The sequence below is a fragment of the Marinobacter sp. VGCF2001 genome (genome assembly GCF_049943275.1).
Classification (GTDB): domain Bacteria; phylum Pseudomonadota; class Gammaproteobacteria; order Pseudomonadales; family Oleiphilaceae; genus Marinobacter.
On sequence record NZ_JBNFVX010000013.1, the window covers coordinates 69127 to 84674 of the forward strand.

Annotated in this window: 14 protein-coding genes and 1 tRNA gene; 12 read left to right on the forward strand and 3 right to left on the reverse strand. The window is 58.3% G+C overall.

Translation table 11 applies throughout. From position 1 onward, the window contains the following. Positions 1-17 precede the first annotated feature (17 nt). The 5 genes from ACP2AU_RS12720 (at position 18) to ACP2AU_RS12740 (ending at position 3167) form a co-directional block, all read left to right on the forward strand. On the forward strand, positions 18-656 hold the full coding sequence (locus ACP2AU_RS12720) for a 50S ribosomal protein L25/general stress protein Ctc (protein WP_426376580.1): 639 nt from the start codon (positions 18-20) through the stop codon (positions 654-656). 33 nt (positions 657-689) lie between these two features. Continuing rightward, positions 690-1280: an aminoacyl-tRNA hydrolase gene (pth, locus tag ACP2AU_RS12725; protein ID WP_426376581.1), complete on the forward strand. Its 591-nt coding sequence runs from the start codon at positions 690-692 to the stop codon at positions 1278-1280. A gap of 84 nt (positions 1281-1364) precedes the next feature. Continuing rightward, positions 1365-2456: a redox-regulated ATPase YchF gene (gene ychF / locus ACP2AU_RS12730; RefSeq protein WP_426376582.1), complete on the forward strand. Its 1092-nt coding sequence runs from the start codon at positions 1365-1367 to the stop codon at positions 2454-2456. Positions 2457-2547: 91 nt separating this feature from the next. Next, a tRNA-Met gene (locus ACP2AU_RS12735) sits at positions 2548-2624 on the forward strand. A 108-nt stretch (positions 2625-2732) separates the two neighbouring features. Beyond that, complete coding sequence (locus ACP2AU_RS12740) at positions 2733-3167, forward strand: PACE efflux transporter (RefSeq protein WP_426376583.1); 435 nt, start codon at positions 2733-2735, stop codon at positions 3165-3167. A 21-nt stretch (positions 3168-3188) separates the two neighbouring features. On the opposite strand, the gene ACP2AU_RS12745 is transcribed toward ACP2AU_RS12740, so the two are convergent. After that, entirely contained in the window at positions 3189-3992 is an 804-nt protein-coding gene (locus ACP2AU_RS12745; RefSeq protein WP_426376584.1) for an amino acid ABC transporter substrate-binding protein, read from the reverse strand. 285 nt (positions 3993-4277) lie between these two features. Between ACP2AU_RS12745 and ACP2AU_RS12750 the strand changes: the two genes are divergently transcribed. The 5 genes from ACP2AU_RS12750 (at position 4278) to ACP2AU_RS12770 (ending at position 11817) form a co-directional block, all read left to right on the forward strand. Beyond that, complete coding sequence (locus ACP2AU_RS12750) at positions 4278-5489, forward strand: serine hydrolase domain-containing protein (RefSeq protein ID WP_426376585.1); 1212 nt, start codon at positions 4278-4280, stop codon at positions 5487-5489. Positions 5490-5606: 117 nt separating this feature from the next. Continuing rightward, complete coding sequence (locus tag ACP2AU_RS12755) at positions 5607-6884, forward strand: O-acetylhomoserine aminocarboxypropyltransferase/cysteine synthase family protein (protein ID WP_426376586.1); 1278 nt, start codon at positions 5607-5609, stop codon at positions 6882-6884. A 130-nt stretch (positions 6885-7014) separates the two neighbouring features. After that, positions 7015-8061 (forward strand): lipoyl synthase, encoded by a 1047-nt coding sequence (gene lipA, locus ACP2AU_RS12760; protein WP_426376587.1) that lies wholly within the window; start codon positions 7015-7017, stop codon positions 8059-8061. Between the two features lie 9 nt (positions 8062-8070). After that, positions 8071-9291 (forward strand): methyl-accepting chemotaxis protein, encoded by a 1221-nt coding sequence (locus ACP2AU_RS12765; protein ID WP_426376588.1) that lies wholly within the window; start codon positions 8071-8073, stop codon positions 9289-9291. Positions 9292-9339: 48 nt separating this feature from the next. Continuing rightward, on the forward strand, positions 9340-11817 hold the full coding sequence (locus ACP2AU_RS12770) for an efflux RND transporter permease subunit (protein WP_426376589.1): 2478 nt from the start codon (positions 9340-9342) through the stop codon (positions 11815-11817). A gap of 56 nt (positions 11818-11873) precedes the next feature. Here the strand turns inward: ACP2AU_RS12770 and ACP2AU_RS12775 are convergent, their stop codons facing one another. Continuing rightward, positions 11874-12323 (reverse strand): Spy/CpxP family protein refolding chaperone, encoded by a 450-nt coding sequence (locus tag ACP2AU_RS12775; RefSeq protein WP_426376590.1) that lies wholly within the window; start codon positions 12321-12323, stop codon positions 11874-11876. A 234-nt stretch (positions 12324-12557) separates the two neighbouring features. Between ACP2AU_RS12775 and ylqF the strand changes: the two genes are divergently transcribed. After that, positions 12558-13481, forward strand: a complete 924-nt coding sequence (ylqF, locus tag ACP2AU_RS12780) for a ribosome biogenesis GTPase YlqF (protein ID WP_426376591.1) — start codon at positions 12558-12560, stop codon at positions 13479-13481. Between the two features lie 270 nt (positions 13482-13751). Continuing rightward, the gene (gene fnr, locus ACP2AU_RS12785) at positions 13752-14498 is read left to right on the forward strand and encodes a fumarate/nitrate reduction transcriptional regulator Fnr (protein ID WP_426376592.1); all 747 of its coding nucleotides are present in this window, start codon (positions 13752-13754) and stop codon (positions 14496-14498) included. 29 nt (positions 14499-14527) lie between these two features. On the opposite strand, the gene ACP2AU_RS12790 is transcribed toward fnr, so the two are convergent. Next, positions 14528-15400 (reverse strand): SDR family oxidoreductase, encoded by an 873-nt coding sequence (locus ACP2AU_RS12790; protein ID WP_426376593.1) that lies wholly within the window; start codon positions 15398-15400, stop codon positions 14528-14530. Positions 15401-15548 lie beyond the last annotated feature (148 nt).

A 15548-nucleotide genomic window follows, 5' to 3' on the forward strand; every position in this document is an offset into this window, starting at 1 on the left:
TCAACGAGGTAATTATCATGTCTCAGGATTTCGTTATTGAAGCATTTCCTCGTGACGATCAGGGGAAGGGTGCGAGCCGCCGCCTGCGTCGCGAAGAGCGTAAAATTCCGGCCATCATCTACGGTGGTGACAAGGAAGCAACTCCGGTTGCCATCTGGCACAACGAGCTGAAAAAGGCCATCGAAAACGAAGCCTTCTTCTCTCACATCCTGACGGTCGACATCCAGGGCCAGAAAGAGAGCGTGATCCTGAAGGATCTTCAGCGTCACCCGTACAAGCCCATTCTGACCCACGCCGACTTCCTGCGTGTGGACAAGAACCACAAGATCCACGTTAACGTTCCGCTGCACTTCCTGAACGAAGAAACGGCCCCGGCCGTGAAGCTGCAGGGCGGCGTGGTTTCCCACACCATGACCGAGGTAGAGGTTATCTGTCTGCCGCAGAACCTGCCGGAGTTCATTGAAGTCGACCTGAACGACGTTGAAATGGACCAGGTTGTGCACTTGAGCGACCTGAAACTGCCGAAGGACGTTGAGGTTGCTGCTCTGCTGCAGGGCGAAGACCACGACCAGCCGGTTGCCTCTATCCACAAGCCGAAGGGTGCCAAGGCGGATGACGCCGAGGAAGCCGAAGGCGAGGAAGGCGGCGAGGAGTAATTGCTCCCGCAGTACTGACGAGGGAAACCGGTAATGGCACAGGATATTGTCATGATCGTCGGCCTGGGAAATCCGGGCGCCGACTACGAGAATACCCGCCACAATGCCGGTGCCCTGTTCGTCGAAGCGCTGGCCCGCGAAGCGGGCCAGACGCTCCGCCCCGAAAAGAAATACCACGGTCTTTACGCCCGCATCCACTGGCAGGGCCTCGACCTGCATCTGCTTAACCCAAGCACCTTCATGAATCGCAGCGGCACCTCTGTCAAAGCCCTTGCAGATTTCTTCAAGATCTCCCCTGAACAGATTCTGATTGCTCACGACGAGCTGGATCTTCCGCCCGGCACCGCCAAACTGAAAAAAGGTGGCGGCCACGGAGGCCACAACGGCCTGCGGGACAGTATTGCTCACCTGGGCACGAACGCATTCCAACGCCTGCGGCTGGGCATCGGCCATCCCGGCGACAGCCGAAAAGTAACCGGCTTTGTACTCGGCCGACTGGGCAAACAGGAAAGCGAACAGCTCAACGCGGTGTTCGACGAGGTTATACGGGTCTTGCCCGACGCAGCCAACGGCCAGCTGGCCGCCGCCATGAACCGCCTGCACAGTTTCAAACCAGCCCCCTGAGGCCGGACACAACCCCTTACTCGCACCCATACCGATACACCGGTATAATCCGCTCCAAATTTTTCGTTCCAGCAGAGGCATTCCATGGGATTTAACTGCGGTATCGTCGGCCTTCCCAACGTCGGCAAATCCACCCTGTTCAACGCACTGACCAAAGCGGGCATCGGCGCGGAAAACTTCCCGTTCTGCACCATCGAGCCAAATGCGGGCGTGGTGCCCATGCCGGACCCTCGCCTGAACAAGCTCGCTGAAATCGTCAAGCCTGAGCGGGTGCTTCCCACCACCATGGAATTTGTGGACATTGCCGGCCTGGTTGCTGGCGCTTCCAAGGGCGAGGGGCTTGGCAACCAGTTTCTGGCCAACATTCGCCAGACCGATGCCATTGCCCACGTCGTCCGCTGTTTCGAAGACGGCAACGTCATCCACGTTGCCAACAAGGTAGACCCCGCCTCAGATATCGACGTGATCAACACCGAGCTGGCCCTGGCAGACCTGGATACCGTGGAGAAAGCGATCAAGCGGGTTCAGCGCGTTGCAAAAAGTGGCGATAAAGAGGCCAAGGCCCAGCTGGCCATGTTCGAACAACTGCTGCCGGTGCTGAACGAAGGCAAGCCGGTGCGCAGCATGAACCTGGACAAAGACCAGATGGCGCTGATCCGGGAGCTGTGCCTGCTCACCGTCAAGCCCACCATGTACATTGCCAACGTCAACGAGGACGGCTTCGAGAACAACCCTCATCTGGACAAGGTCCGGGAGATTGCCGCCTCCGAGAATGCCGTTGTGGTGCCCATCTGCAACAAACTGGAAGCGGAGATCTCCGAGCTGGAAGACGAAGAGAAATCCATGTTTCTGGACGAGATGGGCATGGAAGAGCCGGGCCTGGACCGCGTGATCCGGGCGGGATACGGCCTGCTGGGCTTACAAACCTACTTCACCGCAGGCGTTAAGGAAGTCCGGGCCTGGACCGTTAAAATCGGCGCCACCGCACCGCAGGGCGCGGGCGTTATTCATACCGATTTTGAGCGAGGCTTTATTCGCGCCGAGGTCGTCAGCTACGACGACTATGTTCAGTATAACGGCGAAGCCGGTGCCAAAGATGCCGGAAAATGGCGCCTTGAGGGCAAGGATTACATTATCCAGGACGGCGATGTTATCCACTTCCGCTTCAACGTTTAGTTTTTCCGGTTTTTTGCCGGCAAGGCCTTGACAGGCTGAACACAAATACCGAAAATACGCGCCTCGTTTGGGGCGTGTCCCAAAGCGAAATGGCAAGGTAGCTCAGTTGGTTAGAGCACAGCACTCATAATGCTGGGGTCGGCGGTTCGACTCCGCCCCTTGCTACCAGTATTCTGAAAGCCCGGTTCGAAAGATCCGGGCTTTTTCAGTTTCGGGGACGACCCCACCCTTCCGGCTACATTGCGGGACGACCCGCTATTTGCAGACAACCACTTTATGAGAACCCCGCTTGACCGAGTTCGCCAGGCCGTCATGTTTGAAGCCATTGGCCTGATACTGTCCGTTCCCCTCGCTGCCATTGTTTTTGGTTTCGACCTCGCAAGAACCGGCGTCCTGGCCGCCATCGGCGCAACGATGGCGACAACCTGGAACTACGTATTCAACCTGGCCTTTGACCACGCACTGAAACGGCGCTTCGGCACAACGCGAAAATCACTCAGAATCCGCTTCGTGCATGCCATCAGCTTCGAATTTGGCCTGATGCTGGCCTTCCTTCCTGTTATTGCCTGGTGGATGGGCATCGGTGTCATCGAGGCACTGATCGTAGATATCGCATTTGTGTTGTTTTATCTGGTGTATGCGTTCGTTTTCACCTGGTGCTACGACACCGTCTTTCCGGATCGGGATGCCGGTTCAGACCAAAGCTCCTGAGACCACAGCAGAACGATCTTGTCAGTCCGGATCTCGCTCAGGGCCGCCTTCAGCACGATACTGAAGCAGGCCCCGGTATCGGTCGATGTGTTTTTTGTCGATTTCCTGAAGCTCCCCACGTGCCTTGACCCGTCCAAGGCACTGATCAAACTGCATGGCCAGCCCCGGCTTCCGAAATACCATCTTGTAGGGCGTTGGCTCAAAAATCGGCGAGAAAACAAAAGAATCCCCCTCCAACGGCCAGGTTTTGCCACTTCTGCGCTCCGACCGAATACGCTCTGCGACAGCACCAATGACAAACCCATCAGCCAGAATGACATCGATGCGCCCCACAAGCTGCATCTTCGAATGCAACTCCTGATTCGATATTTCCATGAGCAACTCGAACTCATGCGCCCGACCCGCCAAACCGAGGTTCCTGATACCATTACGAAACGTTACCGCCCGCAACCCCTTCAGGTCTTCAACCTGGTCAATCGGCCCCACTCTGGAAGCATTGTAAAAGGCGCCGTTCAGGTAACGAATGTAGGGCGAGGTCGGGAACCCTTCCACTTGTGAACCGATCGGCACCGTCATTACCCCGTCCGCCGCTGGCAGGTCGTCGAAAGCCAACAGGTGCCTGCCCGAGGGCAAATACATGAAGTCCCCGGCCCAGCCGCACTCTTTGAACACCGCAGCCACGGTCTCGACATCCCGTCCCCGCGGCCCCGGTTCGGATGTTCCCGGAATTTCAGGCGCTACGATAGTAAGCAACTGGGCCGGCTCCGACTCGGCAAAGGCCGGTGCGCCCGACCAACCGACCAGACAAGCCAGAGTAACCGCCATGAGCTGACGCCGTCGATTCCGATAAATTCGATTTGCCGGCACTCTCACCACACAACCCCGCACCATATAACCCCAAGAACGCGTAAGATACATCGCCCACAGGTGCTTACTGAGCATCGGCATATGGGTATAGTGAGCCCCAGTGCCGTAAATGAACCTGGACGTAGCGGATTCCGTTCCATTGAAGCTACTCCTTGCCTGTGCAGTGCAAAACAACTCTTTCATCGTAGTACATAGTTCAAGCGCCTGCTTACAGTCAGCATCCTTTTGAGTTAGCCGAGACCCATGACCAGCATCCCGCAACCCAAACCAGCCGCAAGCCAACTGAATCGCATCAAGACTTTTGTTGACGAGCATTATCTTCATCCGGGAAAAATCCCCGGAGCGGTTACGCTGGTGGCGCAGCGCGGCCATATTCTCTGGTGCGAGGCTCAAGGCCTGAGGGACGTGGAGCGCAACCTGCCCATGGAACGGGATACCGTGTTCCGCATCTATTCCATGACCAAACCCATCACCTCCATCGCCATGATGCAGCTTTACGAACAGGGCAAGTTCCTGTTGAGCGACCCGGTGCACAAGTACATTCCATCCTGGCGGAATTTGCGGGTATACAAGGCGGGCAGCCACCCGGATTTTGAGACAGCGCCGGCCACCAGCACCATGACCATCCGGGACCTGATGACCCATACCTCGGGGCTGACCTACGGTTTCACCGAGCGAACCGAAGTGGACGCCGCCTACCGCAAGCTGAAACTGGACGGCAGCACCATCCTGACACTCGACAAACTGGTCGACCGCCTGGCCGAATTGCCCCTGGAGTTTTCTCCCGGTTCAGCGTGGAACTATTCGGTATCCACCGATGTATTGGGCTATCTTGTCGAGCGACTCTCTGGCCAGTCTCTGGATACTTATTTCCACGAGCATATCTTTGCACCGCTGGGCATGAACGAGACCGGGTTCCATGTGCGCCCGGAGCAACAGGAGCGCTTTGCCGCCTGTTACCTGCATCAACCCGGCGACACCATGAAGCTGCAGGACGATCCCCGGCGCTCCCGCTACCTCAAACCACCCCGTTTTCTCTCTGGCGGTGGCGGCCTGGTGTCCACGACTGACGACTACTTCCGCTTCGCGCAGGCGCTGTGCCAGGGTGGCGAATATCAGGGCCAGCGCATTATCGGGCGTAAAACTCTCGAGTTCATGCGCCTGAATCATCTGCCCGGATGCAACGATCTCCCTGCCCTCTCAATCGGCGGTTTCAGCGAGACACCCTACGCCGGCAGTGGTTTCGGGCTGGGCTTCTCGGTCAAAACCGATGTCGCCAAATCAGCGACCATTGGTTCAGAGGGAGAATTCGGTTGGGGAGGGCTGGCCAGCACCAGCTTCTTTGTCGACCCTCAGGAGGAGCTGGTGGTCATTTTCATGACCCAACTGATGCCATCGTCGTCCTACCCCATCCGCCAGCAACTCAGGGCGCTGGTGTACGGTGCGCTGGCGTGATGCCCCCAACAACCTTATATGGGTATAACTGCTGGGACTGTGCCGAAGCGCAAGCCCCTGTGGCATACTCAGCCCCCTGAACCAACAATGAACAATCCACCCGCAAGGAATGTTGTGATGAAACCAGCAACTCTCGCGCTGCACGCCGGCTTCAAGAGCGACCCGACTACCAAGGCCGCTACCACTCCGATTTACCAGACCACCTCGTACACCTTCGACGACACCCAGCACGGTGCCGACCTGTTTGACCTGAAGGTGCAAGGCAACATCTATACCCGAATCATGAACCCGACCAACAACGTGCTGGAAGAGCGCATGACCGCACTCGAGGGTGGCGTTGGCGCCCTGGCGGTCGCCTCTGGCATGGCCGCCATTACCTACGCCCTGCAAACCATCTGTAAAGTGGGCAACAACATCGTCAGCACCAGTCAGCTCTACGGTGGCACGTACAACCTGTTCGCCCACTCACTGCCCAACCAGGGCATCGAGTGCAAGATGGTGCGCCACGATGATTTTACGGCTGTGGAAAACGCCATCGACGATCAAACCCGCGCGCTGTTCTGCGAGTCCATTGGCAACCCGGCCGGCAACGTAGTCGATATCCAGAAATGGGCCGAGATTGCCCACAAGCACGGCATTCCTCTGATCGTCGACAACACCGTAGCCACGCCGGCCCTGTGCCGCCCGTTCGAGCATGGCGCAGATATCGTGATTCACTCGCTGACTAAATACATCGGCGGCCACGGCACCACCGTGGCGGGCGTGGTGGTCGATTCCGGAAAGTTCGACTGGGCCGCCAGTGCCGACAAGTTCCCGATGATGAATCAGCCAGACCCCTCCTATCACGGCGTGGTCTACACCGAAGCCCTGGGTGCCGCCGCGTTTATTGGCCGCTGTCGTGTCGTACCTCTGCGTAACACGGGTTCTGCCCTGTCGCCCTTCAACTCGTTCCTGATCATGCAGGGCCTGGAAACCCTGGCTCTGCGCATGGAACGCCACTGTGAGAATGCCGAGAAGGTTGCTCAATTCCTGCAGGATCACCCGTCGGTGGAATGGGTAAACTACGCAGGCTTGGCCAACAGCCCTTACAAGGCGACTTGTGACAAGATCTGCGGCGGCAAAGCCTCCGGTATTCTGAGCTTTGGCATCCAGGGCGGCCGTGAGGCGGGCGCGAAATTCATCGATGCCCTGGACCTGATCCTGCGCCTGGTGAACATTGGCGATGCCAAGTCTCTGGCCTGTCATCCGGCCACCACCACGCACCGCCAGCTGGATGCCGACGAACTCAAGAGTGCCGGCGTCAGCGAAGACCTGGTGCGGCTGTCCATCGGCATTGAAGACGCCGACGACATTATTGCCGACATCGCTCAGGCTCTGGAAAAATCCCAGGCTTGATCTCCCTCAACCGGGTACGACCAAAGTCGTGCCCGGTGACCCCGTGATTGCCCCTACCCGCCTTGTAACCGTTCAGCCGGCCCATTACTCTTAGAGGTTATCCACATCCTTATCCGAGAGTTTCCGGCCAATGAGCGAAAGCGCGAAGCCCCGCATTACCAGTGGTTCCAAATTCCGCAATGAACACGGTTTCTCCGCCATCAAGGACGGGGTCAAGCGTTCATCATCAGGCACGGAAAAGCCGCCCCTGGAACGCAAGCCCAAATGGCTGAGGGCACGAATGCCCGGAGGCGAACGCTACGATGCCGTGCGCCGGAATGTGAACGAACACCGCCTGAGCACGGTCTGCCAGGAATCCCACTGCCCCAACATTGGTGAATGCTGGACCAACGGCACCGCTACGATCATGGTCATGGGGTCGGTGTGCACCCGGGCCTGCAAGTTCTGCGCCGTGGACACCGGTAACCCGAAGGGCTGGCTCGACCCGGAAGAACCGGAAAACACCGCCAAGTCGGTGGAGCTGATGGGACTGCGCTATATCGTGCTGACGTCGGTCGACCGGGACGACCTCCCCGATGGCGGCGCGGCACACTATGCCGCCTGCGTCTCAGCCATCAAAGAACGCACGCCGGAAGTCGCTGTGGAAGCGTTAACGCCGGATTTCGATGCGGTGATGAACGATGTTGAAAAAGTGGTGGATTCCGGGCTGGACGTCTTTGCCCAGAACGTTGAAACCGTTGAGCGCCTGACCCACCGGGTGCGCGACCCCCGTGCCGGATATGAGAAGACTCTGAGCGTGCTGGCCCACGCCAAGAAACACCGGCCCGATGTACTCACCAAAACCAGCCTGATGCTGGGCCTGGGCGAAACCGAAGAAGAAATTCTGCGCACCATGGACGACCTGCGTGCCATCGGCGTGGACATTCTGACCCTGGGCCAGTACCTGCGCCCGACACCGAACCACCTGCCGGTGGAGCGTTACGTTACTCCGGAAGAGTTCAACCGTTACCGCGACATTGGCCTGGAGAAAGGCTTTATGGAAGTGCCATCAGGCCCGATGGTTCGCTCCAGTTACCGGGCCGACCGGGTGTTCGACAAGAACAACCTGGGGCTCAGCGTTCCGGAAGTTCCTGCACCGGACAACGCCATGCAGATCCCGGTCAAAGCCATTGACTGAGAGTCACTGATGCTCACCCTGTTGCGAAATATCCGGCTGAAGTACAAATTCTGGTTGCTGAATATTCTCGTGTTTGCCGTGCTCTGCCTGCTGGTTCTCTACGCCATGCAGGTTATAGCGGGCGAGACAGAGGCCAGCTTCAGCCAGGTCTTTGCCAGCACGGCACCGGGGTTCGCGCTGGTTGTGGCCGCCCTCATGGCGCTGGAAATGGCCGGCTCCCAGCTGCTTATTACGTTTATTGAACGACACGTTAACCGTCTCAAAGACACCATGGTGACGGTCCAGGCCAGTGGTGATCTGAGCCGCCGCGCTGACGTCGACTCCCGCGATGAAATCGGCCAGATGGCGACCGCATTCAACGCCATGCAAGACCGCACATCGGATGTGGTTCGCAGCATGAAAACGGCAACCGGGCAGCTGCATCAGGAGGTGGCCGCCCTCAATCAGCGAGCAGCCACACGCCGGGACAGCCTGGCCCGCCAGCAGGAAGGCGCCAATCATTCCGCGGCAACCGTTGAGGCCATGCTCCAAAGCTTCGTCGGCATTGCCGAACAGGCGGGCATCGCCAAGACGCTTTCCACCGAGGCCCGGGAAACAGCCGTTAACGGCAGCCAGCGGGTGGGCCAGAGTGCCGACAGCATTCGTAACCTGGCGAGCGTGGTTCGCCAGTCCGCCGACAGCGTCCAGGCGCTGGCTGAAAACAGCCAGGAAATAGGCCAGACCATCACCGAAATCAAAGGTATTGCCGAACAAACCAACCTGCTGGCTCTTAATGCGGCCATTGAAGCTGCCCGTGCCGGCGAGCAGGGCCGGGGCTTTGCCGTGGTCGCCGAAGAAGTCCGGAACCTGGCACGCAGGGTTCAGGATTCCACGGATCACATCCAGACGACCCTCGACCGCCTGTTGCTGGCCATGAACACGGCAGCCGAACAGATGGCCGGCAGCTCCGGCGATGCCGACCGCTGTGTCGCGGAATCGGAAGAAGGTCGCCAGGCCCTGGAGGCCATCAATCAGGTGGTTGGCCGGATTGACCACACCAATCAGGAAATTGCCGATATGTCTGCCGAACAGACCGCCGATACCGATCGGGTTCTGGCCAATGTGCAGGGTATTCGTGAAACCACGGAAAAGATGGTCACCCAGCTGTCTGAAGGCGCCGACATGACCCAGCGGCTGGAACACCTGATCCGCTCTCTGGAAGAAGCCTCGTCAAAGGTCACAGTTCACTGAGGTTTATGGCACACTCTGCACTCGTTTTTGACTGTAGAGCTGTAATACATGAATCGCCTTGGTGCTTTCTACGACCGTTTTCTCCTGCCCCACCCCTGGTTTGTCCTTGCACTGCTTGCTTTGCTGCTTACCGCGGCAGCCTTTCGCTTTGACCAGTTCCGGCTGGATGCCTCAGCCGAATCCCTGGTGCTGGAGAACGATCGTTCTCTTGAACAGTACCGCGAGGTAAACCAAACATTCACCACCTCCGACGACTTTCTGGTGGTTACCTACACGCCGCAAGGCCCGCTTTTCACCGACGCAGGTCTGGAACGCCTGAGGGCGCTTCGCGACGAACTGCAGACTCTTGACGCAGTCGGGTCCACCAACAGCATCCTCAATGTGCCCCTGCTGCACAGTCCGGACCTGTCCCTGGACACCGTTGACAGCGAAATCAAAACCCTGGATGAGCACGACGTGTCCCCGGCAACCGCCCGGCAGGCACTGCTGAACAACCCCATGTATCCCAACCTGCTCATCAGCGAGGATGCCAAAACCACCGCCATACAGGTGAACCTGCCAACGCCCGACCGCTATTTCGACCTGCTCACCCGCCGCAACGAGCTTCGGGACCGGGTGAACGCCGGCAACGCCAGCGAGGCCGAGCAGGCACAACTTGAACAGATCAGCGCCGAGTTTATCCGCTATACCGAACAGCTGGGCGAAACACGGGATACCACCATTGAACAGGTGCGGACCATTCTCGACCGGTACCGCGACCACGCCAGTATTCACCTTGGCGGCGTGCCCATGATCGTGGCGGACATGATTCGCTTTATCGAAAACGACCTCTCCACCTTTGGCCTGGGCGTACTGGCCTTTTTGCTTCTTACCCTGGCCATTATTTTCCGGCAATGGCGCTGGGTGCTGGTGCCCTTGCTGTGCTGTGGCTGCACGGTCTGGCTAATGATCGGGGTCCTGGGCTGGGCTCAATGGCCCGTGACGGTGATTTCCTCGAACTTCGTCTCACTGCTGCTGATCATGACGCTGTCATTGACCATCCACCTGATCGTGCGCTATCGGGAATTCCAGCACGATGAGCCGGACGCCTCGCCACGCCACGTTCTGCGCAACACCCTGCTGACCATGATCCGGCCGTGTTTCTACATGGCGATTACCACCATGGTGGCCTTCGGCTCTCTCACTTTCAGCGGCATCCGGCCGGTGATCGATTTTGGCTGGATGATGATTCTGGGGCTGACCGTCGCGTTCCTGATCACTTTCCTGGTGTTTCCGGCCCTGCTGAGCCTGTTACCGCCGCCCATCGATACTCGCGTCAGCTCCGACAAGGTACCCTTCACCGACGCCTTCGCCCGGTTTACCGAGCGTTTCAGTGGCACGGTGCTGATCAGCTCGGGTGTGATCGCGGTGCTCTGCGTGATTGGCCTTAATCGGCTAACTGTTGAGAACAGCTTTATCGACTACTTCAAATCCTCCACCGAAATCCACCAGGGCATGGTCACCATCGACGACCGGCTTGGAGGAACGACACCGCTGGACGTAGTGATCACCGACGAGCCCGCCCCGGAGAATACCAACGCCGACCCCTTCGCCAGCGATTGCGACCCGTTTGTAGAAGACTGTGGCGATGAGGAGTACCGGGACACCTGGTACACCTATCAGAAAATGCGCCAGCTGGGTGAAGTGCACGATTACCTGCACAGCCTGCCGGAGACCGGCAAGGTATTGTCTATTCAAACCACCCTGGAACTGCTGGCGCAGGTGAACGGCGGCGAGCCGCTGGATGCCCTGGAGCTGGCGTTTGTGCCGGCCGCGGTGCCGGAAGACCTGCAAGACATTCTGTTAACACCCTATATTTCCGAGGAACAGGATAAGGCGCGGTTCAGCATTCGTATTCTGGAAACCATGCCAGACCTTCGCCGGCAGGAACTGCTGGACGAAATACGCCATCACCTGAGTAGCGAACTCGGTTACGATCCGGGCCGGGTTCAGCTCTCGGGCATGACGGTGATGTACAACAATATGCTGCAAAGCCTGTTTGAGTCCCAGATCAAAACCATTGGCGTGGTGTTCGCCGCAATCCTGCTCATGTTCCTGATTCTGTTCCGCTCCCTGAAGCTGGCCCTGGTGGGCATGGCACCCAACCTGATTGCCGCCGGCTCGGTTCTCGGGCTGATGGGCTGGCTCGGCATTCCGCTGGATATGATGACCATCACCGTGGCTGCTATCACCGTCGGTATCGCAGTGGACGACACCATCCACTACATACACCGCTTCAAGACGGAATTCTCGAAAGACGGCGATTACCTGGCCACCATGCACCGTTGCCACCGCAGCATTGGCCAGGCCATGTTCTACACCTCGCTTACCATCATCGCCGGGTTCTCCATTCTGGTGCTGTCAAACTTCATTCCCACCATTTACTTCGGCCTGTTTACCGGGTTCGCCATGTTCATGGCGTTGCTCGGGGCACTGACCCTGCTGCCCCGGCTGATCATTCTGGTAAAGCCCTTTTCCGAAGCATAAAAAACCCCGCCGGAGCCAGGCTCGGGCGGGGTTTTCCTGCAGACCGGGTCAGCGGATCACTGTTGGCCCTGGGGCTGCATCATCTGGCGCTGTTGCTGCATCTGCTGCTGCATCTGCTTCATGCGGCGGTCCAGCTCATCGCGCTGCTCCTGAGTGAACACCGCGTCTACCTTCGCCTGCATCAGGGCAGACAATGCGGCAATCTCACCGGTCACATCGCCAAGCCTGGCGGCATTGTCACGAATGGCAGACTCATCGTAATCGGGTTTGATCTGCTCTTGCAGGTCTTCCTGCAGCGAGCGGGCGTCCTGGCGCAGTTCACCGATCTCGCCCTGCATTCCATCAATGATGCCGCGAATCTCGGTCTGCTGCTCTTCAGACAGGCCGACCATCTGGGCCAGCTGGGCAACCTGGTCCGGCTGGCCACCGGGCGCCTGTTGCGCGAGTGCCGGCGCGGAAAGACTCAGGGCCACAAGTGCGGAACCGATGAATTTTGCAAGCTTCATACTGTTCTCCATTATTGAGGCGGCGTGTCGGAGCCACCACGGATTGGCTTTAAGCGTTCAGGACTACACCCTAAAGCATTCTCCCGTTGCATTTCACCCCAATGCCCCCTCAATTTGTACAGGTTCTCAGTTTGGCTCGCCTTCAGGTCGCGGCACGGGCGGGATTTGATGAATGTGAAAATTTGGTCATTCCCCTGCATAATGGCGCCCTAATCAATCATCGGAGTAACAATCATGGCCATTAACTGGTTTCCCGGGCATATGCACAAGGCCCGAAAGGAGATCAAAAAAGTCATGCCCCAGATGGATCTCATCATCGAGGTAGTGGACGCCAGGATTCCGTTCAGCAGTGAAAATCCTCTGGTCCCTGCACTGCGTGGCGATACTCCCTTGATCAAGGTTCTCAACAAGCGGGATCTGGCGGACCCCGACATCACGGAGCACTGGCAGACCTGGCTGGAGCAGGAGCGCGGAGTCCGGGCTGTGACACTGACTCATAACCATCGCCAGGAGGCTCTCGGCATCCTGAAACTGGCTGAAGAGATGACCCCCGGGCACGACCGCCAGAAAAGCGCCTTGCGAGTAATGATTCTGGGTATTCCGAACGTTGGCAAATCCACGCTGATCAATACCCTGGCTGGCCGGCCGGCCGCCAAAACCGGCAACGAACCGGCAGTCACCCGCGCACAACAAGCCATCAAGTTGCCCGACAATGTCTTGCTGTACGACACCCCGGGGTTTCTCTGGCCAAAACTGTCGCCCGAGCAGTGCGGTTACCGCCTGGCGGTAACCGGCGCAATCCGCAGCGCGGTGCTGGACTTCGAAGATGTGGCGCTGTTCGAGGCGGATTATCTGATGGCGCATTACCCGGAACAGGTCATCAACCGCTACGGCCTTGACGAAACACCGGCAGACGGACTGGCACTGATGGACGCCATTGCGGTGAAGCGGCGCTTTCTGGGCCGCGGCGGCGTACCCGATCTGCACAAGGTGTCCGAAGTGCTGCTGAACGAATTCAGAGCCGGAACACTGGGCCGGATCAGCCTGGAAACGCCGGCAATGGTCGAGCGGGAACTGGTTGAAGCCCGGGCCCGGGAGCAGGCTGAGGCAGAAGAAAAAGCCCGAAAAGAGCAGCAACGGAAACAGCGAAGCCGCTAACCCGGGCGATACAAAAAAGCCCTGCAGCCAACGGCCAAAATCTGGTCATAAGCCCAGACTTTTTTGCTATACTTGACGTCGATCAAAGTGATTGAAATCAAAAATTTCAGCCATGGGTACCCAGAAGCGACGTCAGCAATCCGAACAGTCGGGATTGCCCTGGGTGCCGATCTTCCACACACTGAACCCGGTGAGTGGACAAGAATCTAGGACACACCGCTGCTGTTTTGATGCGGTGTGGAATGAACAAACCCGGATGGTTCTTCAGCTATGGCCCAGGCAATTCAACTCCACCAAGTCTCGCCCCTAAAAGCCTCCTGTCATCAATGCAGCCTGAGCAATCTCTGTCTGCCCCTTGCTATCGAAGAGAACGACCTGGACCGCCTGGAGGATATTGTCCAGCAGGGCAAAATCTACAACCGGGGCGAGCACATCTTTGATCAAAGCACTCCTGTGCGCTCCTGCTTCGCGGTCAAGAGCGGCTCGGTCAAGACTGCCATCATTACCGAAGGCGGTGAAGAGCAGGTAACAGGCTTCTTCATGCCGGGCGAGCTGGTGGGGCTGGACAGCATGAGCAGTGAAACCTATGCCTGCACAGCCAAGGCGCTGGAGAGAACCAGCGTATGCGAATTTCCGGTGAACCGGCTGGAAGAGCTGACGGGTAAACTACCCGAACTTCAGCACCACATGTATCACCTGATGAGCCAGGAAATCCAGAACAGTCATCAACTGGCCATGCTACTGAGCAAGAATACCGCCGAGGAGCGCATTGCCGCGCTGCTGCTGTCCCTGTCCAGCCGCTTTCGCCGTCGCCGTATGTCGGCCACAAACTTCAGCCTGCCCATGGCCAGAAATGACATTGCCAACTTTCTGGGGCTGGCCGTGGAAACGGTAAGCCGGGTATTCACCCGTTTTCAGAACCAGGGCATTATTCGCGCCCGTGGCCGGGAAGTGGAGTTGCTGGATGTCGAAGCCCTGCAGATGGTGACCCGGGACTTTGCCCGACAGGGGCAGTGACTTCAGAAAGCTGATTCAGTTCGCGGGCCTCAGCTTTCTTCCGGGGCCCGCTCTGGTTGGCCGGGTGCCTTGAGCATGGCCACTTCCTCCGACAACCAGGTTCGCCAGGGCATCTGCTTGATGCCAAAGGTATTGCGTATTTTCGTACACACCATGGTCGTGTTTACCGGCTCGATGTGCCCCCACGCCGGCACTTCATCGACAACACCAATGCCCTCGGGAATACCCGGCATCCCGGCAATCGCCAGCCCCAGCTCGTAAAGAGTGATCTCTTCCGCCCCGGCATACTGGTAAGTACCCCATACCTCGGCCCCACAATCGATCTGAAGCGCCACCGCCACCATCACGCGGGCCAGATCCCTGATGGCCACCGGCTGGCCCTGGCAACGCCCTGGCAGGGGCAAGCCACCCTGCGCTGTACTCTGCTGGACCTTACGGATAAAGCGGCCCAGACTCCAGCCGGTACGCAGAATGATGTGGCGCGGCAACTGCGTGCGCAGCGCCTGCTCACATTCCCATTGCCAGCGCCCCAGCTCATTAACCGGCTGCCCCGGATTGGACGCGATATAAGCCCCCTGCTTTCGACCATCAAACACATAGCAAGACGACAACTGCAAAAGCGCCATGTTGCGCTCCCGGGCGTGTTCCGCCAGGGCCATCGGCAACGAAAAGGCGGCTTCATGGGTCCCTTCCGGGTTGTTTTCCGCTTTTTCGGGATCAGCCATCCAGAGCGCATTGATGATCAACGCGGTGTCGTCGGGAATCCAGTTATCCAGTGCATGAAGATCGACATTGGCAGGATCACTGACCAGCAGGGGACTGATCCGCAAATGCGTTGTCCGCAAACGCTCCAGCAAAATCTTGCCCAAAGGGCCGTAATCGTGAACAACAAGGACATGCACGTGAAACCAAGCCTCCGGAATATCACTGATGTGACGGTTGTCAGGAAACGCTCAGGCCAATGGCCCAAGCCACTACTTTACTGCACTATCATGCAGCCTGAAATGCCGATAGCACGGCTGCCAAGCCCACGGCAACGCGGCCCACAAG

What these genes read in the sequence shown, in the direction of transcription:
- ACP2AU_RS12755 (WP_426376586.1), top strand. Translation starts at nt 5,607, where the DNA reads ATGAAACCAGCAACTCTCGCGCTGCACGCCGGCTTCAAGAGCGACCCG.
- ACP2AU_RS12775 (WP_426376590.1), bottom strand. Translation starts at nt 12,323, where the DNA reads ATGAAGCTTGCAAAATTCATCGGTTCCGCACTTGTGGCCCTGAGTCTT.
- ACP2AU_RS12720 (WP_426376580.1), top strand. Translation starts at nt 18, where the DNA reads ATGTCTCAGGATTTCGTTATTGAAGCATTTCCTCGTGACGATCAGGGG.
- ACP2AU_RS12765 (WP_426376588.1), top strand. Translation starts at nt 8,071, where the DNA reads ATGCTCACCCTGTTGCGAAATATCCGGCTGAAGTACAAATTCTGGTTG.
- ACP2AU_RS12745 (WP_426376584.1), bottom strand. Translation starts at nt 3,992, where the DNA reads ATGGCGGTTACTCTGGCTTGTCTGGTCGGTTGGTCGGGCGCACCGGCC.
- fnr (WP_426376592.1), top strand. Translation starts at nt 13,752, where the DNA reads ATGGCCCAGGCAATTCAACTCCACCAAGTCTCGCCCCTAAAAGCCTCC.
- ychF (WP_426376582.1), top strand. Translation starts at nt 1,365, where the DNA reads ATGGGATTTAACTGCGGTATCGTCGGCCTTCCCAACGTCGGCAAATCC.
- ACP2AU_RS12750 (WP_426376585.1), top strand. Translation starts at nt 4,278, where the DNA reads ATGACCAGCATCCCGCAACCCAAACCAGCCGCAAGCCAACTGAATCGC.
- ACP2AU_RS12770 (WP_426376589.1), top strand. Translation starts at nt 9,340, where the DNA reads ATGAATCGCCTTGGTGCTTTCTACGACCGTTTTCTCCTGCCCCACCCC.
- lipA (WP_426376587.1), top strand. Translation starts at nt 7,015, where the DNA reads ATGAGCGAAAGCGCGAAGCCCCGCATTACCAGTGGTTCCAAATTCCGC.
- pth (WP_426376581.1), top strand. Translation starts at nt 690, where the DNA reads ATGGCACAGGATATTGTCATGATCGTCGGCCTGGGAAATCCGGGCGCC.
- ACP2AU_RS12740 (WP_426376583.1), top strand. Translation starts at nt 2,733, where the DNA reads ATGAGAACCCCGCTTGACCGAGTTCGCCAGGCCGTCATGTTTGAAGCC.
- ylqF (WP_426376591.1), top strand. Translation starts at nt 12,558, where the DNA reads ATGGCCATTAACTGGTTTCCCGGGCATATGCACAAGGCCCGAAAGGAG.